The sequence below is a fragment of the Terriglobus sp. 2YAB30_2 genome, from assembly GCF_052114765.1.
GTDB lineage: Bacteria > Acidobacteriota > Terriglobia > Terriglobales > Acidobacteriaceae > Terriglobus.
In genome coordinates, this window is the sequence record NZ_JBFRFJ010000002.1 from 369614 (window position 1) to 395528 (window position 25915).

Below are 25915 nucleotides of genomic sequence, written 5' to 3' on the forward strand. Positions count from 1 at the left end.
AGGCGATCTGGGACAACCAGTGAGCGGAGGTTCCGGCAAAACACGTCGGGACCTCCGCATCGCTTGTTCTCATGCGGACGCTTTGCTTACAGCGGAGCGAACAGAGTCTTCAAACGTACCCATCAGTTCGGCATAAGGAGTTCCGCCATAGCTCACACGCGCGACACCGACTTCGGCCAATGACGAGATAGAGGGGCCTGAACCCCCGATCAAGATGTTGATCGGTAGAGTTGACGCTTCTGTCAACTTGCTAATGAGGGTGAGATCGATGAGCCCTGGCACAAACAGTCCATCGGCGCCGGCCTTCTTATAAGCTTCAGCACGCTTGAGCGCTTCGGTCAGCATTGCGATGGTGTGCTCACTGGACGGCGTGTTGATAAAGACATCAGTTCTTGCATTGATGAAGAACGCAAGCCCCTGTTTGTCGGCGGCCTGACGGGCACTAGCGATACGCGCAGTCTGATCCGCGATCTCTCGCAACGTGCCGTCTGATGGGAAGCTGTCTTCGAGATTGCAGCCGATAGCACCGGCATTAATTGCGAGTCCGATAGTCTCGCCAACGTCCCCAGGTGTAGCGCCGTAGCCACTCTCTAGATCAACGGTCACAGGCAAATCTGTGCTGTTAACGATGCGTCGCAGGTTTTCAATAGCTAGGTTGATCGGAGTTTGCTCGCCGTCTGAAAACCCGTTCGCCTCAGCAACTGCCCAACTGCTAGTCGCAATCGCCTTTACTCCGGCTGCAAGTGCAGCCTTGGCGCTGCCAGGATCCCATATGTTGTAAATGACAAGCGGATTGCCCGCGATGTGCAGCTTACGGAACTCTTCACTCTTGCTCTGTTGCGTCGCCATTGCTTCTCCTTCTCCCTGCAGATTTCCAACGAATCAAAACGGCATCTCGTCTTGCGCAGTGTTAAAGATGTGAACTGGCTCCGGCAGACTTGACATAAAACAGTCATATTCTGCCAACCAGACAATGGGCACATCCTCCGTGCAGCGCTGTCTCGGAAGTATCAGCACTGTTGTTGCACTTCAACACTTGTCGATTCGCATCGATGCTCAGCGGTCTGCGGGATACAGCAGACAGACATCGGGCCGCCCCCGACGTGGCGGCCCTAAGGTGGCGCAGTCTGTCTGTCCCACGCACTACGTAGGTGATCTCAGCCAAGCGCGACGATCGCGGAGGATAGTCAAGGCTGATCTTTAGACACTAAACATGACGAAATACAGTCAAATCCTGACACAAACAACAGTGGCAGAACTGACATAATTAGGGCATAAACTGCCATAGTAAAATCTACTTATGGCAACCCGCTCACGAGTCATCGCTTTCCTGGTGGCCTCTCCGTTTGAGCTTCTTAATCTGATGGGGCCAGCGTCGGTGTTTTCCAACCCACAAGTTAATGGCAAGCAACAGTACGCACTCAAGATTTTGTCAATGCAGCCGACCTCCGAGGTACAGAGTGTAGGAGGCTTCACTCTCGGGAATGCTTGCTTCTACGCAGATTATGTCGGACCAATCGACACGCTGATCGCAATTGGTGGAGAAGGGGCGATGATCGAATTTCATCCCCCCGAACTCATCCGCTGGTTGCGCAGACGTTCTGCTCACGTGCGTCGTCTCGCTTCGATATGTACCGGCGCGTTCATGCTGGCGGCCGCAGGTTTGCTCGACGGCAAGCGAGCAACAACCCATTGGAGCTATATCGACCAGCTGGCAGATCGTTACGCCAGTCTGACGATCGAACGCGATCCGATCTTCATCAAAGATGGGAAGACCTACACCACTGCAGGCATCAGCGCGGGCATCGATTTGGCGCTTGCACTAGTCGAGGAGGACTTCGGTCATGATGTAGCGGCGGCCTGTGCTCGTCACATGGTTCTGTTTTTGAGAAGGCCTGGAACACAAGCGCAGTACAGCACCTTGCTCGCACAACAGGCAGATGTCAGTGGAACGCCGATGCGTGATCTTCCGGCGTGGGCCAAAACGCGGCTCACCCAGACACTCGACGTGAATACGCTGGCAAAAGTGGTTGCGATGACTCCCCGTACGTTTGCTCGTCAGTTCGAAATCCACTTTCGAACCACGCCGGCACGTTGGGTGCAATCGCTTCGTGTTGAAGCTGCTCGACAACATCTGGAGGCAAAAGAGTTGCCTTTGAAAGCGATAGCGCGCAACACCGGGTTCCGGGATGAGCAGTCTCTCCGGAGAGCGTTTCTTCAGCAGCTATCGATGACGCCTAAGGAATACCGCGAACGCTTCGGCACTGTTTAGTACCGGTGCAATGCGCTCGTCGAACCTCAATGTTGTGAGAACTGGACTCAAACGATCTGCCCTGATGGAGAACCTGCCTTGCTGGAAATGAAGAAGAAGTGTGAGCGGTGTGATGCCGAGTTACCTATGAATGCCAGGGACGCGATGATCTGTTCCTACGAATGCACCTTTTGTGAGCGATGCGCCTGCGGTCCGCTTGCAGGCAGGTGTCCAAATTGCAAAGGCGAGCTACTGCGTCGCCCCGCGCGCGAGCCAAAGTAGGAGCTTTGGACGGAATTCCTTCAGTCCGCACCCGCGTAGGCCCCGCTCACCGCACACCTCAGATGACACCTAGGTCCGAGACCACTTCCAGCCCATCCGTTCGAAGGATGCTTCGATACTGGCCGCCCTACGATTGGGCAAGTGTCCTGGGATATTTTCGAGCTCATCAGATTCCGTACCTTGAAACGGCTGACAATGACGGATTCGGACGCGTCGTGCCGACCGGACAAGGGTTGGGATGGTTTAGGGTCACGCACGCTCCGAGGTCTCTGTGCCTCCGGCTAGTCATTTGGAATGCGACCGCGGAAGACATCGTCGAGATCGAAGCAAGGGTTAGGAAAATGTTCGATGTGGAGGTGAAGCCAGAGGATCTTGATGCAGCGATGAAGACGGATCGCTATCTTTCGGGATTTTGGATGCAACACCCTGGGCTCCGTGTCGCACGGTCTTGGAATGGCTTTGAGGCTCTGGTGACCACGATTCTGGGCCAACTCGTTTCGGTGAGTTTTGGACGCGTGTTGACCGGCGAGTTGATGAGGGCTGCAGGAACAGTGATGAGGCATCCGGAAACCTCCGAGGATATCTTTCTTTTCCCGACAGCTCAACAATTGCTGCTCGCGGACCTATCGAGCGTTCGTACCTCCATCGCAAGAAGAGCAACGATCCGAGCTCTCGCGACAGCCGTCGCGGATGGAACACTTGACGGCAAAGAAGCGCCTTCCGTAGCCGCACTTAGAGAGACCCTTCAGTCTGTTCCCGGTGTAGGAAAGTGGACCACCGAGTATGCAGCGATGCGAGGATTCGACGATGACGATGCTTTCCCGTCCTCTGACTATGGTCTGAAGCAGGAGCTGAAGCGTCACCCCGGGATTCAAATTGATTCTGTTCGCCCATGGCGCGCTTACGCCGCCGTTGCGTTGTGGGCGAGCTTCGCTGAAGAAAGGAATAGATCTCGTGAGTCTGTTGTATAGGTATTGTGATTCGCCAGTTGGCAAGCTCACACTTGTGGCGAGCGACCTCGGCATAGTCGCTCTTCTATGGGAAAACGACAATCCGGCACGTGTTCCGCTGGGTCCGCTCGCACCGGGGGATCATCCAACGCTGGACTTGGCCGAGAGGCAGCTCGCTGAATACTTCGCGGGAGAGCGAACTGCTTTTTCGGTTCCACTCGATATAAGGGGAACCTTCTTTCAGAAAGAAGTGTGGAAAGCTCTCTTGAATATTCCCTCTGGCGAGACCAGGACCTATGGTCAGATCGCGAATGGGTTGGGAAGGCCGAACCACTCCAGAGCCGTTGGAGCAGCGAATGCTCGGAATCCCGTGAGCATCATCATTCCTTGTCATAGGGTGATCGGGCATTCAGGAAAGCTCACAGGATTTGCGGGGGGCCTTGAGGTTAAGGCACGTCTACTGAACCTGGAGAGGGCGAGTTTCGTCGCCGGACGAGAAGGTCGCTCAGTCTGACAAAAAGCAGGCAGTTTCTGCCACCTATGCTCGACGCTGACGTGACTTTGTATTGGTCTGAATTACTCGCCAGGACTTCCAGGCACCCACGCTAGAAGTGGCGTAAATGGCAGCTTCTGACGACTTCTCGATCTCGATTGGAAGCCGGCAATCTGCGCTGAAGCGACCGCTCTTATCCGCAAAATCCGATGAACGAGCAAGCCTCTGAGCAATAGGCTCCCTTATAAATATCTGGCGTATACTCGACCTCCAGATGAGGCCCCTGTCTATGAACAAGAGATAGGCAGTGTTTATGTTGTCTGGGAATCTCTAACTCCCTCACGCCAAGCTTGTTGAATGAAAGGAACCCAAAATGTTGTTCGAACACAAGGTCGATATGCAGATCAACAACGATCGGACGGCGCTCGTTCTGGTTGATATCCAGAATGACTTCCTCACCGAAGGTGGCAAGTATTACGTCATGATCGAAGAGCTCATGAAGCGTAACAACGTCAATGGCAACCTGGAAACACTGCTCCAGACCGCCAAAGACCACGATTTCCCCGTGTTCATGTCACCCCATTACTTCTTCCCACACGATCACAAGGGGAAAACGGGCCTCAGTCCGATGGAAGATCTCGCATTAAAGGGAGGAGTAGTGGCGCGCCAGAGCCCGCTGCATTTCGACGGCGTGGCCGGCAGTGGCGCGGATATCCCCGATCGTTTCCGCAAGTACATGGAGGATGCTGGGACAACCATCGTATCGCGCCATGTCACCTACGCGCCGACCAGCGACCTGGTCTACATGCTGCGCCGTCACAAGATCGAAAAGGTCATCATGGCGGGTCCTGTAGCGAATCTTTGTTTAGAAGACCACATGCGCAATCTCATCCAGAACAGCCTGGAAGTCGTGATGGTTCGCGATGCGGTCGCGGCGGCTTCGAATGAAGAAGGTGCCGGATACGACGCGGCGATGATCAACTGGCGATTCATGGCAAACGCGGTTTGGACTACGCAAGAAACCGTCCACCGGATGATTGAAGCCGCGAAGGCATAGCACCTGCTCGCCAACCCTGCTTTGGACCTCTATGAAGGGTCTACATGGGCAGGCTTCGGCCAACAGCCAAATTTTCAAGCTTTTCTTCCATTCAACGGATAGCCCACGGCTTTCTCTTTCAAGACAGGAGCATCTTATGAGTAAAGGAACAATTCTCGTCATCGGTTCGAACGGCATTCAGCTTGAGGCACAGGGCGGCGGCACGATCACCATCGGCCAGTTTCTGAACGAAACCGCTGTTCCCCTGATGACGCTCGTCGCCGCAGGATACGACTTCGTTCTCACCACCCCAACCGGCGAGAAGCCGCACATGGATCAGGACTCCGATGCTCTGATCTATTTCGCGAATGACGACGCCGCCCGCACCCGAGCACGCAATTTCTTCAACAACAATCCTGCGATGAACGATGGCCGGACCATCCGATCCGAAATCGAGGTCGGTCTGGATCGCTTCGCGGGCGTTTTCTTCCCCGGTGGCCATGCGCCGATCGTCGACGTTATGCAGGATCCTGCCGCGGGCGAAGTGTTGCGCTACTTCCATAAGGCGAACAAGCCCACCGCGGCCATCTGTCACGGTCCAATCAGCATCCTTGCTGCGCTCGACAATGCGCGTGAGTTCCGCGCGGCGCTAATTGAAGGCGACAAGGTAAAGGCGCACGCACTGGTCAAGGACTGGCAGTATGCCGGCTACCAAATGACCGTCTTCTCGCGCAGTGAAGAAGAGTATGCCGAGGAGAATGTCTTCCACAAGAAGCTGATCTTCAACATGCCCGATGCGCTCGAAGCCGCTGGCGCCAAAGTCCTCAACGCGGATAATTTCACCTCATACGTTGTTGTCGATCGCGAATTGATCACCGCCCAAAACCCCATGTCAGACCACGAGCTGGCCGCCAAGTTCATCGAGGCGCTGGCCACCGCGCACTGATCTAGCAAGAGACTCAAAGTACAGCCAGATGTTGGACGGGAGGCCCGGAGGGTGCGACGGGAATAGAACCCAGCACAATATCGCACCTAACTCTAAGGAGGAGAAGTCAATATGAACTTCAAAGTGGGCATGGCCCTCATGGCCGTAGCTTCTGTGTTCGCCGCTGCCTCGTGTGCTGCTCAGGTTCCGGCCTACCCGCCGTTGAACGACGGGCAGTCGGTGTCGCTGCCTTCGACGCACTACAAATTCCAAGACAGCGGAGCGAAAGGAGCTACTCCGAACAAGGGAATTCAATATTCAAATGTCTGGGGAGACGTGACGAAGGGCGCCCATGGAGCGTTCTTCCGGTTTGATCCCGGTTTCACGAGTTACGTTCACACCCACACTTACGACTATTACGCCGTCGTGATCAAAGGTGAGATGGAAAACTACAAGCGCGGTGAAACGCCAGCCAAGCTAGGCCCCGGCTCCTACTGGTATCAGCGCGGCAAGGAGAAACACATCACCGCCTGCGTGTCCAAAATACCTTGCGAAATCTACATCGTTCAAAGCGACAAGTTTGACGCGCAGAATTTCCCCGGCGAATAAGCCGACCACAGGCGTCGAACCGGGCCATCTCTCGTGCATTCCCCAATGCTCGCAGAGAGAGCCCGGAGACGATTTAGCGCTGGCCGCGCTCTCAGGCTGCCGGTTCGCTCCGGCCACGACGGCCCGGCGACAATCCGACTGGAGATCATCATGAAGACCGAAACCATTGCAGAGCAGAACAAGAAAACCGTGCTCGCCTTCTACAAAGAAGCGCACTTTGACGGCGACGTCGACGGTGCGATCTCAAGATACGTGGGCGACACCTATGTACAACACACCCCTGCTAGTGAGGACGGCGTAGAAGGCCTGCGGAAATACATCAACGCCTTTCTGGCAAACTTTCCCAACGCCAAGGGGGACATCAGGCATGTGCTGGCCGACGGTGATCTTGTCGCCGTGCATGCCAGCTGGACTGGCCTCATCAGTAAGAATGGTGATGTCAGTGTTGATCTTTTCCGGGTAAAGGATGGAAAGCTTGTAGAACACTGGGATGTAGTTCAAGGCATCCCTGACGCCTCGAAGAACACCAACCCGATGTTCTAGCGCCTGCAGCCAAACAATCACATGCGGGATAAGGGGCTGTTTGGTGCCGGACCCAAAGTGTGCTTTTCGCGACTGCCGAGCAGGTCATTTCCAGGCTCGGCAGTCGTGCTTTGCTAGATGGCGATGTCAATCGTTCTTGCTGAAGATGTCCGACAATTGTTTCGCAACGGTCTTCAGAATCTGATCGGAAAGGTCAGCGTCCGAGACGGCACGCGAAAGTCCGATTGCGCCAACACAGGCGCTGCAGATCAAGATCGCCTTTGCGTGCCTTTGTCTGCGGCCCTCATCAGGGAGCTGTTCAGCGATGTCGGCGAAACGACGCTCAACTCGGTCCGTATAGACTTTGCGTGCCCCATCGGAGCTCCTCAAAACATCGCCCACAAGAGCCGCGACAGGACAGCTGTCTTCGAGGTCGTCGCGATGGTTCTTCGAAAGATACGCTCCAATGGTCTTCTTAAGTGTTCGTTGCTTTGTGGGTCGCGAATCGTCCATCTCGAAGCTCGCGGCAGCAAGCGCTTCCACGACCAAGTCATCGCGCGAGGCAAAGTGCTTGTAGAAGCCTCCAACAGCTACATCGGCTTCGTCCATCAAGTCTGCGATGCTGATTCCTTCTAGACCATATTCGCGGAATCGTTTCGCAGCCAAATTCACGATCCGCTGATGGGTCTCGGCTTTTTCTGCCTGCGAATGCCCCATGGATGCTCACCCCCCTACGTAGATGAGTTTATTTGAGCGCTGCTGACCGCGACAGTGGATCGAGCGTGAGAGTGTAGTTGTCTTCAAATCGGAACCCGACAGCTGCCTCAACGCTGACGTCGAAACTGGCGGGATTGAGGCTCTTTACTCTTTGGTTTTTACTGACAAAAATGGCGCAATAACTGCCACACACTGGATGAGTGCTGCAGCACGTTTTCAACCGACTTGTTAGCTCGATAGCCTCTGGTTCGACTGCGACCTCACACAATTCGGCCACACTATCGCATAAATGAAGAGTTTGCCAGTCGCGTGTTCGCGAACCATTGCTGCTGCTAAAGATCACGAATCTCGCGTACGTGGTGTCTTTAGCAAGCGATTGGCATAGCTACTGAGCCATGCAGTCTGCCGACGAAGACGGCTATTCTGATTTGATGAGCGATGCGGATATTTTCAGCGGCCATGATGAAACGCAGGAGACTGTGTTTCTCAATTCAGTCGGCACACGGTTTCGCCCGGATCTCGCTTTCCCGAAACTATCGGAGGACATGCTTGAGCGACTTCGATCTTATGGGGAAGAAGAAGATGTAGATGCCGACATTTGTCTATACAGTCATGGCGATCGGAATATCGATCTGTTCATCGTGCTGGAAGGCGGTATAGACATCATCCTGCCCGACGCTCAGGGCGGAAGCAGGGTCTATAACCAGATCCGTGAATTGAATTTCAGTGGAGAACTCAACCTCTTCAATTCCCAAGGCGCCGTTGTCGAGGCCCGGACGATCGCGCGGAGTCGACTATTGCGTATTCCGCGAAACAAGTTGAGGGAGTTGATGCGTGCCGAAGGAGATATCGCCAACCTTCTTGTTCAGGCTTCCGTCTGGCGTCGGCTACGGATCGTTGAGGCGGCCGTGAGTGGGGTCACGTTGAAAGGATTTCCTGACGACCCTCAAATGATCCTTCTTCGGCGATTCTTTCTTCGCAATACCTATCCCCATCACGTAACCGAACTGACACCGGACGATCTCGACGCGAGCGATGCTGCGAGGTCCTATCCGATTGTTCTCTTGCCCGACGGTCGGCGCTTGGAACGCCCCGCAATCCCCGCCTTGGCGGACGAATTAGGCATCACGGAAATCCCTGATGCCTCGATCGTTTTCGATGTCGCGGTAGTCGGCGCGGGGCCTGGAGGACTGGCTGCCGCCGTTTACGCAGCATCCGAAGGGCTTTCGACGGTAGTCATTGAGGCTGTCGCTCCAGGAGGTCAAGCTGGAACAAGCTCGAAGATCGAAAATTACTTGGGGTTCCCGACAGGAATTAGCGGGCAGCAGCTTGCGACCCGCGCTCAGATGCAAGCTCTCAAATTCGGGGTAGACTTCGCAATCGCACGCGAGGTGATAACCATCGACCCCACAGATGGCATTCACAAGTTGACTTTGGCCGGCGGTCACACGATTCGCACGCGATCCGTCGTCGTGGCGACCGGTGCGCAGTATCGTACGCTTGAGGTCAAGAACTATAGGACCTATGAGAATCGCGGCTTGTATTATGCCGCGACGCCTATGGAAGGCGTGTTTTGCAAAGACCGAGAGGTGATCGTTGTAGGCGGCGGAAACTCCGCAGGACAGGCTTCGCTGTTCCTCTCCGGCATTGCCAAGCATGTGCACCACATCGTGCGGGGAGCCTCCCTCGCCAGCACAATGTCCCAGTATCTGATCTCGCGGATTGAGAAGTCTCGACACATCACGCTTTATCCGAATTCCGAAATCGTGGGGCTTGAAGGAGAGCCATCTTTGAGTCGGGTCATTTGGCGCAATAGCCTAACCGGCGAGGACATCGCTCGCGAGGCCGGAGTCGTTTTCGTCATGATCGGCGCTGAACCGAACACAGGCTGGCTGTACGGCACGGTCATGCTGGACACCAAGGGTTTTGTGATGACAAACGTCGCCGATGGATCGACAAGCGGTCCATATGCAACTAGTGCCCCCGGCATTTTCGCAATTGGAGACGTACGTGCGAACTCGGTTAAGCGAATTGCCTCCGCTGTAGGAGAAGGGTCGGTGGTCATCTCGGATGTCCACCGTTACCTCTCAACTTCTCGAGACCAACCTTGAAAACTGAGAGCGGCATTGGATCGATTCATTCCCCTCAGCCGGTCTTCCCGAGTTGCGCTGCTTGCGACAACGTCTGACTGACTAGGGTGTCATCTGACGTTGTCGCTAGATCGTAAGGCTCTCCTCAAGCGGCGCTGTGCAGATTGTGCCGAGCCGCTTGCACGGTCCTCTCCAATTCATCAAGCCCAACGCGCGCAGGGTCGTCTGCAGTGCTGGAATGTGAAGGCGGGGCTTGCCCTGGAGTTAAGACTGCGGAACCCGCTGGCGCCGCGTGCAGATACTTTTCAAGTTCATCGAAACCCGCTCGAATTGCATCCTGGGAACTGTCACGAACTATGTCCAAACTATTAGCAGAAGATGTCATCATTGCCTCCCGGTCGAGTCACTCAACCGCCACCTAGTGGATGCGTCGGCAGCACCGCAAGAAATGTCAATAAAGGCGCATATTCTGCCAGCTTGCCATGCGCCGAACAGCGATCTCTGCTGTTGTGCGACTCGATAGTGATGTGGTTCCAAGGATTCCCGTCGGAGCCCGTCCGCTTCAGTGAATCGCTAAGGACTCGTTCTCGGTAAGCGGCTCGCCGACTAGCGCTTTCGTTCTATCCCGTCCGGCGAGATATGCCACGATTGCTATCACCTGAATCGCGGCAGCGGCGAAGAAGATGATCGAAGTCGGGCCAACTTGTCGCAGTACGCCGAAGAGTGCGGGAGCCACCGCATACGCTCCCTGAGAGATGGCTACGATCAACGCAACCACGCGGGCTGTATCCTTCGGAGAAAACTCAAGGTTGGCAATGACAGGTGGCACCGAGATCGCATTCCCGACGCCGAAACCAAACAGTACAACGCCCGAGACCATGAGCGCGATGTGAGACCCTCCGGTGAGAGCTAAGACCGCACAACCTGCAACCTGGAACGCGAGGCTGACAGAAGCAATCACGCGCCAGTCAGAAGTGCCCGCGGCACGCCAGCCAACGAGAAGTCGCCCGATGACAGCTGCGAGACCGGAAAGGCCCGCTGCCCAGCCTGCGCCTTGGGTGCCGAGGGCCGGTACGAGCACCGAGACAAGATGAGCAACGACGCCCGTTTGCGCAAACAGAGCCAACGTCATGCCGCTGCACAACGTTAGAAAGGCGCGGTCCCGCGACAGAGACTCTCGAACCGCAATGGGGCCGGTCGCGGGAACTGGATTGATCAATCCAGACGCAGTTTCCTCGGGCTCACCGTCCGGATGTTGCCCCAAGCTCAGCGGGGTCCGTCCTAGGACGAATACTGCCAGGGCACCTAGGACAATGACCATGATCGTTCCAACGGTTAGTGCTGAAGGAATGAAACCGATCCTGTGAATCAGAATGACCCAAAGCGGCGAGAAGATGACTCCGCCGACGCTTCCGCCGTTGAAAGCCACCCCCAGGGCCAAAGGACGCTTGGTAACGAACCAAGGCGCAACGATGTCGGTGATAGCGACGGCTCCAAGGGCTGACCATCCTGCGCCTGTGAGTAGCGCCGCTACGTAAAGCTGTAGCAGCGTCCTCGCGAGAGCCCATCCTAGAACGCCGGATGCCATACAAAGTGCGGCGATAAAGGTGACGGCTGGTAGTCCAAAGCGCCGATGCAAAGACGGAAGTCCAGGGATGATTAGGAGCCCGACCACAAAATGCAGGGTGACGGCACCGGAGATGAGCGCGACAGGCCACCCGCGGGTTTGGCGTACCACTTCCAAATAAACCGGCGGACCATAGAACCCTAGCCCCCAGCCAAACACCGCCACAACGAATGCGGCTGTAACAATGTGCCAGCCATAGAAGTGGTTATCTCTCTCCACGCGTCCACAACCTCCATATACCCACACCCGCGACTCTGGTCGGATGGATGTTGCGACGCAACGATCTGCGAGCCTGGTGCCCTTGCCACTTAGTCGATCGTGTCTACGGGAGATACGATTATCGAGTTTCTGAATCAACCACAAGTGACATAAAAGCTTCCATTTCTGCCACGAGAAGCTATCGATACGGTGGGGAGACGCGACATTTGTTCTTGCAGACCACCGCAGGCAGTGAAGGGGGAAAGGTGCAGGAACGGGGTAACGAGGCGCTACACCGTCGGAACAATTCTGTCCGGATGCGCGCTTCAGACAGCGCGCCTGAGGCCCGTTCTACCGCGGAAGCGACACATAGGTTGCATCATCCGCAACGCCATGGATGACGAATGAGAACTGGCCACAGATCGTCTCGGTCTGAGCTCTATGTCAGCGGGGCTTAAGCCGCTGTAGAGATTTCTTCGTTCTCTTCTCCGGTCGGAAACCTTTGTGGTGCGCTTCAAGCCCATCGATGAGCTCATCGGCCCGACTCTTGATCTCCGTGGGGTGTGATTGCCCTCGTCCTGAGATGTGTTCGGTGACATCAACGATCCATTTTGCTGTTTCGTTTGGATCTTCTGCCCCAGCGATGAAGAATCGCATGACTTCGGTCCACCATGAGTCTCCTTCAAGATATTCCCTGAGCGCTTGGCGCTGGCGATAGCCCCGCGGGTCATTCAAGTGATTTGCGACCAAGAATTCTTGAAACGACAAATGGGCGAACGCGAAACGATCTCCCCCTCGAATAAGAATGCCATCATGAATGCATTCCCGTAGCAGCACGGAAGCACGTGCAGTCAAGCCGCTCAACGTCTGCCCAACGGCGCTCTTGAAATCTGCTTCGGTGAAGTCCCGCAAGCGAGAGTTGTGCGCCATCCAGGCTACGCGGGTTATAACCGTTCTCTTTGGTCCAGCTCCGAACTCTGAGTCACGGCGGATGTTCTTCGCTGAATCCCATCCACCGCAAAGCAACTGGACAAACATCTCATAGAGCCGGGTTGTGCTCTCGGGTAGGGCGCCGATCTCCTTGAAAATAGCCAAGGTGAGATTCGCGAGAAGTGGGACACGAATAATCCGCTTAAGCTCTCCAGCGGTATCAAGCTCCGAGAGAAAACGAGCGCATTCCGCCTTGTCCAACCACTTGTGCGCCAAGGTAGCCATTTGGACGTCGTCGAAGGGTGCGAGTGAAAGCCGAGGGAGCCAATCGAGATTCGACCCAACCACATGCTCACGGGACGTCACCACGATCTGGAAGTTCCGGTCGATCGCTGCAATGCGAGCAAGCCGCATGATGTTGGTCCTGGCCGCCACGTCTGTCACCTCGTCTAATCCATCGAGGTAAAAGCGGAGTGATATGTCTTCGCCAGAAGTTAGCTTTTCGTACACGTAGCGGCGAAGTTCCGTTGAATCGATGAAGGCCTCGACGGGATCTTGTTGTGCCTGAAGCTCCTGCGTGTTCAATCGATAAAGTTGCACGTAAACCGGAAGCGTGTGTTGGCTCTTCTCAGCGAAGCGCGTGGAATCCCTCAATGTCGCCATGCGACAAAACGAGGTCTTGCCGTAACCCGCTGCGCCCGCGATGAGGAGGGGCCCCTTGTACTTATCAAGCAGATTTTGATCGAACGAGATCGTATGGTCGTTAGGGTCCATGTGAACGACCCACGGGTATTCGATGCTCGCGAGCTTCAGCCTGCTGAAGATCAGATAGGGCTCGGAACGGAGCTGGTTGGCGTCAGACGAGGGAACGACTCTCGAAAGTTCTTCTGCCATCCTCTGAAACTCCTCCGCAAGTTCGCGAAAGGCGGTTTCGATCTTGTTTACGACTCTGTCGTGCGAGCGATCAACCAGTGAGGTGGCCACGAACTTTCGCTCGCTCGGCGAGAGTTCTTCGGCGTCGCGAGCGCGATCGACTGCAGCTTGATAGTGCTGTTTCCACACGTGTGAGACGGCGTCGGACAACTGATCAATCGATGCGCTTAGCTCTGCAAGCTGGTCTTCAGGTCTCCGCGACCAGAGTCGTGCACTTTGGATCAGTGTCTTTGAATCCTCAAACAGACGTTTTGTCAGGCGAAGATCGCCTTGCGAACTGGGGATATCGAGCCCTCTCCACCCTGGAAAAGGACTAGCGAGTGTGAAGCGTGGGATGGTTTCGCGGAAGTTTTGAGGAATGTAAACCCGACTCAGAGAGCTGATGCCGTCGATGGTGAAGCCGCCGCGGGTCATCAGGTTGGAGAAAGCTGAGTTCTCATCGAGATGAGCCAGAGAACTTAAATACAGCGAGAGCAGGTTGGACTCGAAATAGATATAGGAGGTCCAATGCTGACGAAAAAGATCGAATAGATCGCGACCACAAACGAAGGCCACCTGGCCTTTGGCGCTTTCAAGTTCTCCTTTGATCGAGTTCATTGCTTCCTGCGAGCATGGCCAAGGACTCATTACGTACACATGAGTGACGAACTCAGATTCCCCGTTCGTTCCAGTGTAGGGGTTCCTGAGAGCTTGGCGAACCTGCAACAGGACTCTCGTGGCCCCGGACTGCGCTCCAATAGAACCGGAGATCTTATCGTTCTTAACGACACAGGCGACAAGTCGTCTTTCGCCGCACGTTCCTTTCTCATAGAACACAAGATCTTTGCCGTACTCCTGGGTGCCTTGCAAGACCTTTACCCCAGAAACATTCGGAATCTTGGAAAACAACGTGTCCAAGCGAGAATGAAGAACGGCTTCGGTTGCGAAGCTGTTGGCGAACCTCTCAAGCTCTGGATGAATGATCTCGCTAACATCGCCTTGGATCGAGTGTTGTCCGGGAGTCTCCATCTGGAAATGATATCGAGAACCACCTACGAGCTCGCACTTTGCATTCGTGTTTTACGCCGGGCGTGTTTTTTTCGCAGCTTTTCGACGCGCTCGCCCTGCTGCACCGCCAAAAGTGCCCTCAAAATGATGTTGTCGTTCTGGGGTAAGTTCATTTCCTCGTACGTCACGAGCTCCGGCCACCGATTGACGCCTTCGATCGCCAATTCCACCGCATCGACGGCGTACATGAACTCCGAAGACAACCGAAGAGCGGAACGAAAGACCCGACAGAAATTAATCCAGATGTAAGCGGCGTACACACGACTAAACTGACCGTAGAATTTCGCGAAGTTCGATGGCGAGAAACTGAATTCGTTCTTACCGGTGCCCCAGCCACTACGAAGGGCAATTCGCACGTTGAAGTGAACGATCTCGGACGTGGCGGCATAGAGATATTCGTAGAGCTCAGATAGCATGACCTTTTTGGCCATCTGTTCAATCGGAGGCAGTTTGTTCTCCGTCCTCCACATGCCCGTTCTACTACCGACCTCATTGAGGACGCCTTTTGCCTTGTCGATGGCAGGCGGCTCGAATGTGGTGGTTAGCACCGGCTGGTAAGGATGATTACGTTTGAAAAACTCCCCTTGCTTTTCGGAAGCTTTACCCGTGCTGATGACCATTAGGGCCTGAATCACCTTGTCTCGGTCTTTGCGCTTGAGCATCGCCAGGTATTTTAGGGCGATCAAATCCTCGCAACATTGCCGTAGCGGGGCTGACCCGAAGAAGCTACCGGGCCCAACGTCCGACGTGTCAGCGTGGACAAACTCGGCGTACTCGTGAATGCGTGCGAACGATGCTTTGAGAACGGCCTTGAACAGGCCCTCGCGAGTTGGTCTGCAAGTACCCTTCGTCGCGACCTCTGGCCGTAAGCTCTCTAGGAGGGCACGAACTTGATCTGCTGGAGGGCTGATTTTCTTCTTCATGACGGAAGCCTTATCGGTGCTCATCCATCATAGCGACAGCGTCGCAGACAGCATCGGGACAGGTGCAGGAGGGGGGAACGAGGCTGTTACGAAACTCTTCGATCGCCATTTTGGTGGGTGGTTGATTGACGGTAAGTCGGCTTCTGAATACCAAATGCGACCGAGGTATTGTTCTCGCCAACTGCCTTTCAGGTAACTCTGCCCTTCCGACGATGGCAATAAAGAGCTAAAGCGAGGACTACAAGCGGCGTGATAATTTCGGTGACCAAGAAAATACCTGAGTTGTTAGCGGCATGATTGTTGTTAAGTGTCATCTGCCGTATGTGACCTACAGCGTCACCCAGCAACCAGACTGCGTTTGCAATTGCTGTCGCCAACCAGAAACTATCGCGGAATCTCAGACACAACACGCCCAAAACGCCAACGGTAAGGTCTGCCATCCCGACTTCGTATTCATAAGGGCTCGTTGACCATCCTATGGACGCCGACGTCTCAACGGGACGGAAGACATGTGCATATGCTGTGAGCACTCCCATGAGCCCAACATAGAAGAAGAGAAGATACCGTAGGTATGTTTCGGCAATTACTGTCCCGCTGCTCCGGCGTTCCGCTGAGCATGCAAGATGAACAGATGCGCCCACAACCGCAATCAAAGTAAATATAACTTGAAACATATAGCCTCCTGAGAACCTAATAGCTACCGGATGGCGCGACCGGCACTCCCTTCCGATCTATATGGTATTAACCGCAGGATAGGCTTCAATGTATTGCTCGCCATTGCAACCCTGATAGGCCACTGTGCGTGCTTCAAGGTCTACTTCATAGCGCACGACTCCAGCCAGCCAGGTCGCATCCAGAAACTGCGGAAATGTACTTTCACCAGCCTGATCCACGCGTAGCGCCTTGATTATGGCCTGTTCGTCGAACGTAGGGACATCGACAGCGCCGTTGACCAAAGGTGAGCCCTGCATGACGACTGGTCCTTCCCCGGTTAAGTAGAGGCTCTGGCAGGATGGTAGCGACCAGACATTGCGGGTCACGCCTGCCTTTCGAAGAACTTCGGCCAGGTATGGGAAGCCACCCACACGGGGACGGTTTGCCAGTGCGAATTTCGTGGCTTCTATTAGGTTTTCGATTGCTTTGCTCATCAGCTTCTCCTATTCGGTTGGGACATCGTAGATGTGGTTGTGCTTTGCAAGTTTGATAAGCAGTTCCCGCAGAATGCTCTTCTCTCTTGCAGTCAGACAATCGAAGTAGTCTGCATCGTTTTGGTCGGCAATCTCTGCAAGAACGGGAAGGCTCCGCTGTCCTGCCGAGGTAAGGGACAGCAAACGGAACCGGCTGTCACCCTCCTTAGTCTCCGTTTCGAGCCAGCCCTTCGTATCGAGTTTGTCTACGATTTTGGAAACTGCGCCACGAGTTAACCCCAAGCTATCGGCTAACTCGCTTGGAGAAGCTTGTCCGCGTTCGTAAAGTTCACGCAGTAGTACCCATTCCGCGACGGAAGTCTGTTTCTCCTGAAGGGCGCGGGCGAACGATCCTGATACTGCATTGGAGACGCGTCTGAGCCAGTAGCCCAGGTGGCTCTCAAGCTGGGATAGGCGCGAATTCACCCGCGATATTGTTTCCATGGAAATCACTATAGTATCCGTGGAAACTATCTGTCAAGACGGCCCGCCTCGATCTCCTAACAACGCCCTTGTGGGAAGTTGGAACGCCGCAGGCAGCAAAGGGGAAAAGTGCAGGAGCGGGAACGAGGCTGTTATGAAACTTGTCACCAATCCGATCCGCAAGTCGAGAGAACAACTTTCCCAACTGAAGAGCCGCCCGGAGGCCTGTCGGTGTGCCGCTCCGCAATCGTCTATCCTAGTGATAGCCGACATGATGCCTTCATTCGCGCTGCTTAGCGCACTTGTCACACTCGGTGCTCTCTTCAGCTTCCTCAGTTATCGGGTACTTCGCTTGCCAACAAGTATCGGGACGATGGTCCTGTCTTTGGCTGCGGCCTGCGCTCTCATTGTGGGCGGGCACACTGTCCCAGCACTTCAGGCGAGCGCTCATCTGCTGGTATCCGGAATCGACTTCAATCAGGCGGTCCTCCACGGCATGCTGGCATTCCTTCTATTCGCTGGAGCGCTGCAACTTGATCTCAAGCAGCTCGGACGTGAACGCGTATCTGTACTCAGTTTGGCTATTTTCGCCACCGCGATTTCGACGGTCATCGTCGGATTCCTATTCAAAACGAGTTTGCACCTCGCAAGCATCCCGATCAGTTGGACGGAAGCACTTCTGTTTGGGGCATTGATTTCGCCCACCGATCCAATTGCGGTGCTGGATATGCTGCAGCGCGTGGGTGCTTCGCCAGAACTGAAGATCCAGCTTGCGGGTGAGTCGTTGTTCAACGACGGAGTTGGTGCCGTGATTTTCGTCGCGCTTCTAGGGGCTTCCGCTAAGGGATCGGGGCACGGCAGTTTGCCTTCCCCTGCGACGTTTGGAGCCCTGTTGCTCGGAGAGGCAGGCGGAGGTATCGCGCTGGGAATGGCACTCGGATATCTCACATACCGCCTTATCCGGATGGTCGATAGCTATCGGGTTGAAGTCATGCTTACGCTTGCTCTGGCGATGGGAGGTTACGTCCTAGCCGACAACCTTCATCTTTCGGCTCCTCTTGAAGCTGTTGCCGCTGGGCTTATGGTCAGCGGGACTGCACGGCGCTTCGCGATGTCTCCGACCACCCGAGATCACCTTGAGAAGTTTTGGGAATTGATCGACGACATTATGAATGTCGTGCTCTTTCTCTTGTTGGGCCTACAGCTACTCATACTTCCTCTCAGCTTTTCTCTGCTAACGGCAGGATTGATCGCAATTCCCGTAGTGCTCATTGCACGTTTCGCCAGCGTAACCGCGGTAGTACGCACACTCGCGGTTTGTCGTCAGAGAGTGACTGGCAATGTGACGATATTGACTTGGGGAGGGCTTCGAGGGGCGCTGGCAGTTGCTCTTGCCCTCTCGCTTCCGCAGGAACCTGCTGGAGAACGCAACTTGCTGTTGGCCGCGACTTACATCACGGTAGTGTTCTCTATTTTGGTGCAGGGCTTGACGATCTCGCCTCTCCTCCGGCGGATGCACGGACGCTTAGGCAATGTCTCGTGCTGAACATCACGATCTACTCAAGACGTCCGATCTTTTAAACAGGTAAGGATGAGACGATGTCCTCGTAATCGCGAGGACATCGTCGCTTATGGCCTATATACAAGGTGAAGGACGCAAACAGTCCACACTCTTTCCTGTTGTCTTGGACGACCTAGTCCCGGCAAACCATGTCTGCCGAGTAATCGACGCATTTGTCGAGAAGCTCGACATGGCTCAACTGGGTTTCGAGCGGGCACAGCCCGCTGCGACCGGACGGCCCGGATACGATCCTCGCGCACTCTTGAAGCTTTATATTTATGGGTATCTGAACCAACTGCGTTCCTCCAGGCGTTTAGAAGCTGAATGCCGACGCAATGTGGAACTCATGTGGCTCTTAGAGCGACTCTACCCAGATTACAAGTCGATTGCCGAGTTTCGGCGCATGCATCAGGAGAGCGTCACGTCTGCTGGGGCGGAACTTGTACGATTGGCGAAAGGTTGTGGTCTTATTCGTGGAGAATGGATAGCGATCGATGGAAGCAAGTTCCGGGCAGTGGCGAGCATTGACAGTGCCCGCGAGCGATTTCAGTTGCAGCGATACCTTGACGGCATGGAGAAAGCGGACAGTGAGCACCATGGAGAAGTTGACGCTTCAGGGGTGCAGGCTGCGCTGGATAAGCTGAAGGAACATCCTGAGCCGGAAGCAAACTTCATGCTTATGAGGGGTGCAACCGCACCTGCGTATAACGTCCAAACCGCTGTCGATGCGGAGCACGCTGTCATCGTGACGCATTCTGTAGTATTGGACGCCGCTGATAATCGCCAGTTGCAACCAATGGTTGAGGCGGCAGCAAGGGCTTTGAATCTGGAGAGCTTCCATGTGACGGCTGATGCCGGTTATTCCAATGGAAAGCAAGCCGCAGAATGCGAGCAGAAAGGGTTTGAGCTACACATCCCAACTGCACGTAACGTGCATACAAGAAGCGGCGGACTCTTCTACTCCCGCGAACACTTTCAGTACCAGGCGGCCTCTGACACATACACTTGTCCTGCTGGCAAAACTCTTCGCAGAAAACGGACGCGGCCGAAGGAGCTTGATATCGTCTATCGAGCTGCTAGTGCCGATTGCTCGACATGTTCCTTGAAGTCAAACTGCACTCTTGCAGCGCAACGATCCTTCACTCGCCACTTGCACGAAGAAACGTTGCTCCGCATGCAAGAGCGTGCAACTCCGGCGGCCATGAGACTTCGAAGATCAACTGTAGAACACCCTTTCGCAACGATGAAGTATCGAATTTTCGGACATCCGAGACTGCTCTTACGCGGCCTAAAGGGTGCCCGGATTGAGATTGGACTTGCAACGATGGCCTATAACCTCAAACGTATGGTGCAGGTTGCCGGGGTTCATGCCCTGATCGGGTCAATCCAGAAGCTCTGAGCGCCCAACTCAGAGTTCAGGGACCACCTCAGCTCCACTGGAATCACTTGTCGCGAAAGCTTTGGCGAGTTTGGTAACAACCTCGGAACGTCTTCCTGCCGCGCAGCCGGCGAGCGAGGGCCGGAGCCGAAGCGGGATGATGGTCGCAGGAAGAAACCGAAGCGGTGTCTTCCTGCGCGAGTTTAGGCAGCAAAAAATAGAGGCGGCAGGTTCGCCGCCCCTCGAAAGTTGTGACGTTAGGCCGCTTTCTTGGCCTTAGGGGCCGGTTTGGCGGCAGGCCCAACTTCCTTCTTCGCCTTGGCCTTCGCAGCAAACTCCTGCTTCACCCTCTGACCGATGGCCTCGGTGTCTACCTTGTACAACGCAGCGGCATCCTTGAGGACACTCGTTCCGTTGTGACGGGACGCAGCGAGAAGGATGATGGCCTCGACTATAAGCCGGGACAACGTACCTTCGTCGGCGCGGCGCATGAAAGCTATCAGCGTTTTTGCAGCGCCTCCTTCGTCACGCTTTTGGCGGATGCCATGCTGTCGCGCCAGCATCTCGATGCGCGACTCATCCAAGATGCTGACCAACTTTTCCAGCACGAAAAGGAGGTCACGCTTGAGCAACCGCACCGGAACGGCGGCACCGATGGCTGAGAGGACGCGCAGCCCGGTTGCGTTGGCGATAGCTTGTTCACGGCGTTGCTTGTCCTGCTCGGCCTTCCACTTGGCCTCATCCCGTCCGCTGGTTTGCTTGGGATGATGTACCGGGCAGTTCATGTTGGCGCATACCTTGTGGATGGTGCCGACATCGCTGCCTTCGGTGATGATGGCCTCCGTGGTGTACTTGCATTCCTTGTATTCAGGACGCTTCGCCTCGTCCTTCGATGCAGGGCGTTCGTCTCGAATCGCGGTGTACTTATTGCGTGGCAGGACGGTGCTGCCTTCCTGCTGCACACCGTACGCGGTGCTGATCTGTACCAGCTCCGGTTTTGCGGCGATGGCCTTGGCGACGTGTGCGTCTACTTTGGCCTGATAGCAAGTTGGGTCGGTGCACTGGTCACCCTGCTTGCCGAGATCATCCCCGAAGAGCAACTTGTTGTGGCCTGTGCGCTTGGGGCAGTCGGCGCAACTGCCAGCGGTCGGAACAAGCTGCGCATCGCGCTTATTGAACGGCGCATCCTTGAGGATGAGCAAGACGTTGGTTGCAATCCAGAACTGAAGATTGCGGACAGGCAGAAGAACGCGGGTGGGCTTGTCGCCGCCGTTGTAGACCTCTTTGAAGCACGCGAGAAGCGCGGGTGACTGTTGCTCTGGTGGCAGCTTCGCCAGCAAGAGCGCATGACCAACGCCGATGTGATCTTGGTAGAACGCGGCGGCTGCCTCATCGCACAGGTCGGTGAGTTTTAGGCGAGTGGTGATGTAGGCAGGGGTCTTGCCGACCTTCGCGGCGATTTGCTCGACGGTGTAGGTCGGCTCTGCGAGAGACAAGAGGCGTTTGTATCCCTCGGCTTCTTCCATTGGGTGCACATCGCGGCGTTGCAAGTTCTCAACGAGTTGCGCCTCCAACACCTCCGCGTCGCTCATCTCGCGCACAAGGGCAGGAATGGTTTCTTTCCCGGCCAGTAACGAGGCGCGATAGCGTCGTTCGCCAAAGACGATCTCCAAGCCGTGCTCCCTGGGGCGGGCGAGGATAGCCTGATAGACGCCGGACTTACGAATCGTTTCCGACAGTTCTTTGAGGTCTTCTTCATTGAAGTGCTGGCGTGGGTTGGTGCTCGACGGCGTGAGAAGTGAGAGTGGGACTTCCTGCGCTACTACGTTGGGTGTGATGGTTTGGGTCTGCATGATGAAAAGCTCCTTTTTGTAGGGTTAGGGCTGAGGTCATAGAGCGGTAGGGTCGAACTGGCTCCGCTCCAAGATGAGCGGACTAGCCGACGATGCACTTGTCCGTGAACACGTCCGCGAAGCCCTGCTGTCGCAGGTTGTAGTCCCACGTCTTCGCGAAACTCTCGTGCTGTGCGTGTAGCTGCGGGTGAAAACAATAGTTGCCGTCGCGGATGAAGCGGCTCCACTGCTCGATGGCTACATAGTCATTTCGCCAACAGAACGGATTGAGGTGAGCGCCACCGGCGAGGCCAAGCTCGAAGCACATCTCCGGGTCGCGCATGAGGTCGCCGTTCTGTTCGCCGTAGTGAGCGACGGAGATAGAGGGCAGACCACATGGGCCAGACTCGTCCACCGCTTCAATGACAAGCTCCGTGTACGGCGCGTTTTCGATTTTGAGATAGAGGCCGAGTCGCCAACCTCCGGCCTTCTGCAAGATGGCGAGGATGGTTTTCATGCCGCCACCTCTTCCGGCGGTACTGCGGTGGAAGGTTCGCTGTCCTCGGCTGCAACGGGCGGTTCCAGCGCGGACAGGATGAGGTTGGCAGTGTGCTGGATAACTTCCAAGCTCTCGGCCAACAGTGAGGCGTTGCCTTGATAAAGGTGGATGTAATCAGCCGAGGCGCTTTCGTTCTTGAGTCCCACGGCCTTACCGACAACAAAGGCCACGGCCTCGGCTTCAAGCTCCCGCATGGTCTTGGTGGTGGCGGTGCGGCGTTCTGCCTTGTGTAGAAGTTCGTGCGCCGCCTCGTGCACGAGAGTCGAAAACTCTTCGGCCTTGGACTGACCGGGCAGGATGGCGATGCGTCCGCCGTAGCTCATGCCAAGGGCTGGCGCAATGTTGGGGTTGTAGACAAGCTGAATGCCTTTGCTCGTGAGGAATGCGGCCAGACGGTCGATGTTGTCGCCTGGGTCGCCGCTCACTTCGTGCATGGAAGGAAGATCAACGCCGTTGGTCTGCGAGATATCGAAGACATAGGCATTGCGGAAGCCAAGCAGGAAGCGAGTGTTCTGTCTGGTGATGTCCTTCTCGGCCTCTTCGTCCTTCTTGCGACGAACGCCGACGATGGGAGCAAGGATGCGGATGCCTTTTGCGCCAGCATTGACGCTGCGGCCCATGTTCTTCCACGTCCAGAAACCAGCAACGCGGGTAGCCGTGGGCATCTGCCGGGCGATCTCCAGCACATTGCCAAAGCTGTAATTGTGAAAGCGGCTCATCGCCGTGAGGTAGTTGGTAAGAGCGTCTGACTTGCCAGCTTCCAACTGTTCAATCAAGAGCTTGATGTTGGCGGCGATGAGTTCCTGTTTGGTGAGGGGCTTTTTGCTGTCGATGGCGGTGACGTGGGTGTTGGCTTTGCTGCTCATGCTGTCTTCTCCTTGGTGGTTGGCCTTTGCACGTCCGCGTTGAAACGCGGCATGTACATGCCGAACGCCACCTGGCGAAGGCGGGGGTAGCAAACGGAAAGGTCTTCGAGCGCAGCTTTTTGGGGGGACCGCTTGCGGGGGAGCCAAAACCCGGAGGGCGAACGGCCTTGCAGAGCGCGTGGGGCAGAGCCCCTAGCGAGGCTTGGTTTCCTTATTTGCGTGCATCAAGCACGCAGGATTTCAGGGTCGCGTTGCGGCAGGAACAGGCCGCTGTGGTGGGTGGCGGAAGACGTGGAACGCGGCTGGAGACAGGCGAGGAGCGTAGCTTCTCCCTGAATCACGAGGTTGCATGTAAGAGGCAGGGATTGTTTTTCCTGCAGAAGATTGCGTTTCGGCACGCAGACAAGCCACGATAGCTGTGTTGAGAACTTTCCTTATGTCTGACAACAGTTCACCCAGATCCGTGACCGCTCGGCTCGTGCTGCTGGCAACCATCCTCGGTTCGAGCATGGCGTTTCTCGATGGGACGGTCGTGAATCTCGCGCTGCCAGCGCTGCAACAAACGTTCCGGACCAATATGTCTGGTGTGCAATGGGTTGTGGAGGCTTACGCGCTCACGCTTGCTTCACTGCTGTTGGTGGGCGGTTCGATGGGAGACCGCTATGGACGAAAGAAGATTTACGTCTACGGCATCCTTCTTTTCGCGATTTCGTCCATTGCCTGCGGTGTGGCAGTGAACATTCCATGGCTCATCGGCGCACGCGCGATCCAAGGAATTGGGGCGGCCCTGCTGGTGCCCGGCAGTCTCGCGCTCATCACAGCAACCTTCCCCGAGAGCGAACGCGGGCGTGCCATTGGCACCTGGTCGGGATTTTCGGCGGTCACCGCGGCGCTTGGGCCGGTTGCGGGCGGATGGTTGATCCAGCATTTCAGTTGGCGCTGGGTCTTTTTCCTCAACATCCCGTTTGCGTTGGCGGTATTGGCGCTTTGCGTGAAAATCCCCGAAGCGCGGAACGAGGATGCGACGGGCAGCCTCGACTGGCTGGGGGCCCTCCTGACCACGGTGGGACTGGGCAGCATCACTTATGCACTGATCGAGTGGCCATCCGGCGCGAGCCATCTTCTGTTGGGGGCGATTGCAGTGCTCGGAGCGATTGCCCTTGCGAGCCTCGGCTACCTGGAAGAGCACACACCCGCGCCGATGCTTCCGTTCGCCCTATTTCAATCACGCAACTTCACCGGCGCCAACTTGCTCACGTTCTTTGTCTACGCCCCACTGGGCGCACTGCTGTTTTTCACTCCGTTGGATCTGATTCAGATTCAGCACTACTCCACGACGCAAGCGGGCGCGGCGTTTTCTCCGTTCATCGTCACCATGCTGTTGTTGTCGCGGTGGGCAGGACGCCTCGTAGAACGCTTCGGCTCCCGCCTTCCGTTGACTGTTGGGCCACTGCTCACCTCGGTGGGCTTTGCGATGTTCGCCCTGGCACCGCAGGAAGGTCACTATTGGAGATCGTTCCTGCCGGCGGTGCTCGTGATGTCCTTGGGGATGACGGTCACAGTGGCTCCTCTGACCACGACCGTGATGAACGCAGTCCCCAAGTCCAATGCGGGCGTCGCCTCCGGCATCAATAACGCAGTATCCCGGTTGGCTTCGCTCCTCGCGGTTGCGGCCTTTGGTGCGCTTCTGGTGACGGTCTTTGTGCACGCCCTCCACGATCGACTTGCGTCCCTCTCGCTGCCGCCTGAGATGCTGGCTGAAATTCAAGCGAACCATCTGCAGCTTGCTGCGATGAAGGTGCCGGATGACCGCGCGATGCATGCCATCACCCAGTCCTTCGTCCATGCGTATCGAACTGTCCTCTGGGTTGCGTCGGGGTCGCTGTTGCTTGCATCGTGTTTCGGCTGGCTCGTCGTGACCCCGGGCAAGAGCAAAGCCCGTCCCGGCGAATGAAGTCGGTGAGCCTACTTTCGGAGCGAGTCTGCGAGCGTTCGAAAGGTAATCGAGTACCGAAGGTCGCTTACCTCCGGGATGCTGTGCTCCCACTCCGTGCGGGCCTCTCCCGCCAGGATGTAGATGGAACGCGGTTGCACTTCATGAGACACCCGCTCCCAGGTCTTACCCCGTGGTTTGCGGAACCGCATTGTCGCAGGCCCTCCTAAGGACAATCCAACGATGACACCAAATTCCGCTTTATCTTTGTGCCAACCGATACCCGCTCCGGCGCGGTACTCGTTGACGCCAACCTGTCGAAATGCGTGCTGCTCATACCGGGCGAAGCTCGCGACACGAGGAAGCAAGTCGGCAAGGAATGGCGGGATGTCTGAAGCCGTTTCCACCGCGCGGCGGCTGAAATTGTATTTGAGTCCAAAGCTGGTTACACGTCGATTCCCGATGTGGCCATGAAACTCGAACGGCTTCAGATCAAGGAGGCCAAGTGCTTCGAGTAAACCTCGTTCTTCCTCATCGGTAATGAAGTTCTCCTCATACCGAAAACCTTCGGGTTCGAGACCCTCTCTGCTTTGCGATCCGCCGAACAACCTTGCCTGTTCCATAAGTGCTACCTGAGTATTGG

The 25915-nt window shown here is 55.8% G+C and carries 24 protein-coding genes; 12 read left to right on the forward strand and 12 right to left on the reverse strand.

The window, feature by feature from the left end; genetic code table 11:
• Positions 1–69 precede the first annotated feature (69 nt).
• Entirely contained in the window at positions 70–849 is a 780-nt protein-coding gene (locus AB4Y89_RS04225) for an isocitrate lyase/PEP mutase family protein (RefSeq protein ID WP_442299644.1), read from the reverse strand.
• Positions 850–1333: 484 nt separating this feature from the next.
• Here AB4Y89_RS04225 and AB4Y89_RS04230 point away from each other — a divergent pair, with 484 nt between their 5' ends.
• The 8 genes from AB4Y89_RS04230 (at position 1334) to AB4Y89_RS04265 (ending at position 7089) form a co-directional block, all read left to right on the forward strand.
• Positions 1334–2272: a GlxA family transcriptional regulator gene (locus AB4Y89_RS04230; RefSeq protein WP_442299645.1), complete on the forward strand. Its 939-nt coding sequence runs from the start codon at positions 1334–1336 to the stop codon at positions 2270–2272.
• Between the two features lie 87 nt (positions 2273–2359).
• Entirely contained in the window at positions 2360–2533 is a 174-nt protein-coding gene (locus AB4Y89_RS04235) for a DUF1272 domain-containing protein (protein WP_442299866.1), read from the forward strand.
• Positions 2534–2640: 107 nt separating this feature from the next.
• On the forward strand, positions 2641–3504 hold the full coding sequence (locus AB4Y89_RS04240) for a DNA-3-methyladenine glycosylase family protein (protein WP_442299646.1): 864 nt from the start codon (positions 2641–2643) through the stop codon (positions 3502–3504).
• 34 nt (positions 3505–3538) lie between these two features.
• Complete coding sequence (locus AB4Y89_RS04245) at positions 3539–3997, forward strand: methylated-DNA--[protein]-cysteine S-methyltransferase (RefSeq protein ID WP_442299867.1); 459 nt, start codon at positions 3539–3541, stop codon at positions 3995–3997.
• A gap of 376 nt (positions 3998–4373) precedes the next feature.
• Entirely contained in the window at positions 4374–5033 is a 660-nt protein-coding gene (locus tag AB4Y89_RS04250) for a cysteine hydrolase family protein (RefSeq protein ID WP_442299647.1), read from the forward strand.
• Between the two features lie 136 nt (positions 5034–5169).
• Complete coding sequence (locus AB4Y89_RS04255; protein WP_442299648.1) at positions 5170–5958, forward strand: type 1 glutamine amidotransferase domain-containing protein; 789 nt, start codon at positions 5170–5172, stop codon at positions 5956–5958.
• 111 nt (positions 5959–6069) lie between these two features.
• Complete coding sequence (locus AB4Y89_RS04260) at positions 6070–6546, forward strand: DUF4437 domain-containing protein (RefSeq protein WP_442299649.1); 477 nt, start codon at positions 6070–6072, stop codon at positions 6544–6546.
• Between the two features lie 150 nt (positions 6547–6696).
• A complete protein-coding gene (locus AB4Y89_RS04265) occupies positions 6697–7089 on the forward strand; it encodes a nuclear transport factor 2 family protein (protein ID WP_442299650.1) in 393 nt (130 codons plus the stop codon).
• Between the two features lie 126 nt (positions 7090–7215).
• Here the strand turns inward: AB4Y89_RS04265 and AB4Y89_RS04270 are convergent, their stop codons facing one another.
• Complete coding sequence (locus AB4Y89_RS04270) at positions 7216–7734, reverse strand: TetR/AcrR family transcriptional regulator (protein ID WP_442299651.1); 519 nt, start codon at positions 7732–7734, stop codon at positions 7216–7218.
• A 446-nt stretch (positions 7735–8180) separates the two neighbouring features.
• On the opposite strand from AB4Y89_RS04270, the gene AB4Y89_RS04275 reads away from it, so the two are divergent.
• Positions 8181–9896, forward strand: a complete 1716-nt coding sequence (locus AB4Y89_RS04275; protein WP_442299652.1) for an FAD-dependent oxidoreductase — start codon at positions 8181–8183, stop codon at positions 9894–9896.
• A gap of 541 nt (positions 9897–10437) precedes the next feature.
• On the opposite strand, the gene AB4Y89_RS04280 is transcribed toward AB4Y89_RS04275, so the two are convergent.
• The 6 genes from AB4Y89_RS04280 to AB4Y89_RS04305 all read right to left on the reverse strand — a co-directional run bounded on the left by AB4Y89_RS04280 (position 10438) and on the right by AB4Y89_RS04305 (position 17164).
• Entirely contained in the window at positions 10438–11721 is a 1284-nt protein-coding gene (locus AB4Y89_RS04280) for an MFS transporter (protein WP_442299653.1), read from the reverse strand.
• 423 nt (positions 11722–12144) lie between these two features.
• The gene (locus AB4Y89_RS04285; RefSeq protein ID WP_442299654.1) at positions 12145–14160 is read right to left on the reverse strand and encodes an NACHT domain-containing protein; all 2016 of its coding nucleotides are present in this window, start codon (positions 14158–14160) and stop codon (positions 12145–12147) included.
• A gap of 434 nt (positions 14161–14594) precedes the next feature.
• Positions 14595–15533, reverse strand: coding sequence for a DUF5677 domain-containing protein (locus AB4Y89_RS04290; RefSeq protein ID WP_442299655.1), 939 nt, complete (start codon positions 15531–15533; stop codon positions 14595–14597).
• A 188-nt stretch (positions 15534–15721) separates the two neighbouring features.
• The gene (locus tag AB4Y89_RS04295; protein WP_442299656.1) at positions 15722–16207 is read right to left on the reverse strand and encodes a DUF6790 family protein; all 486 of its coding nucleotides are present in this window, start codon (positions 16205–16207) and stop codon (positions 15722–15724) included.
• Positions 16208–16264: 57 nt separating this feature from the next.
• Positions 16265–16681: a DUF1398 domain-containing protein gene (locus tag AB4Y89_RS04300; RefSeq protein WP_442299657.1), complete on the reverse strand. Its 417-nt coding sequence runs from the start codon at positions 16679–16681 to the stop codon at positions 16265–16267.
• A gap of 9 nt (positions 16682–16690) precedes the next feature.
• On the reverse strand, positions 16691–17164 hold the full coding sequence (locus AB4Y89_RS04305; protein ID WP_442299868.1) for a MarR family winged helix-turn-helix transcriptional regulator: 474 nt from the start codon (positions 17162–17164) through the stop codon (positions 16691–16693).
• A gap of 133 nt (positions 17165–17297) precedes the next feature.
• Here AB4Y89_RS04305 and AB4Y89_RS04310 point away from each other — a divergent pair, with 133 nt between their 5' ends.
• Together AB4Y89_RS04310 and AB4Y89_RS04315 are read left to right on the forward strand one after the other, a co-directional pair.
• Positions 17298–18689: a cation:proton antiporter gene (locus AB4Y89_RS04310; RefSeq protein WP_442299658.1), complete on the forward strand. Its 1392-nt coding sequence runs from the start codon at positions 17298–17300 to the stop codon at positions 18687–18689.
• 85 nt (positions 18690–18774) lie between these two features.
• Complete coding sequence (locus tag AB4Y89_RS04315; protein WP_442299659.1) at positions 18775–20103, forward strand: transposase; 1329 nt, start codon at positions 18775–18777, stop codon at positions 20101–20103.
• 236 nt (positions 20104–20339) lie between these two features.
• Here the strand turns inward: AB4Y89_RS04315 and AB4Y89_RS04320 are convergent, their stop codons facing one another.
• The 3 genes from AB4Y89_RS04320 to AB4Y89_RS04330 form a co-directional block, all read right to left on the reverse strand.
• Positions 20340–21935 carry a ParB/RepB/Spo0J family partition protein gene (locus AB4Y89_RS04320; protein ID WP_442299660.1) on the reverse strand — a complete coding sequence of 532 codons (1596 nt, stop codon included), beginning with the start codon at positions 21933–21935 and terminating at the stop codon, positions 20340–20342.
• Positions 21936–22017: 82 nt separating this feature from the next.
• Complete coding sequence (locus AB4Y89_RS04325) at positions 22018–22431, reverse strand: DUF6908 domain-containing protein (RefSeq protein WP_442299661.1); 414 nt, start codon at positions 22429–22431, stop codon at positions 22018–22020.
• Positions 22428–23339 carry an ArdC family protein gene (locus tag AB4Y89_RS04330; protein WP_442299662.1) on the reverse strand — a complete coding sequence of 304 codons (912 nt, stop codon included), beginning with the start codon at positions 23337–23339 and terminating at the stop codon, positions 22428–22430. Before AB4Y89_RS04330 ends, AB4Y89_RS04325 begins: the two co-directional genes overlap by 4 nt.
• Positions 23340–23802: 463 nt before the next feature.
• Between AB4Y89_RS04330 and AB4Y89_RS04335 the strand changes: the two genes are divergently transcribed.
• On the forward strand, positions 23803–25293 hold the full coding sequence (locus AB4Y89_RS04335; protein WP_442299663.1) for an MFS transporter: 1491 nt from the start codon (positions 23803–23805) through the stop codon (positions 25291–25293).
• 11 nt (positions 25294–25304) lie between these two features.
• On the opposite strand, the gene AB4Y89_RS04340 is transcribed toward AB4Y89_RS04335, so the two are convergent.
• The gene (locus AB4Y89_RS04340) at positions 25305–25895 is read right to left on the reverse strand and encodes an alpha-ketoglutarate-dependent dioxygenase AlkB (RefSeq protein WP_442299664.1); all 591 of its coding nucleotides are present in this window, start codon (positions 25893–25895) and stop codon (positions 25305–25307) included.
• Between the last annotated feature and the right edge of the window lie 20 nt (positions 25896–25915).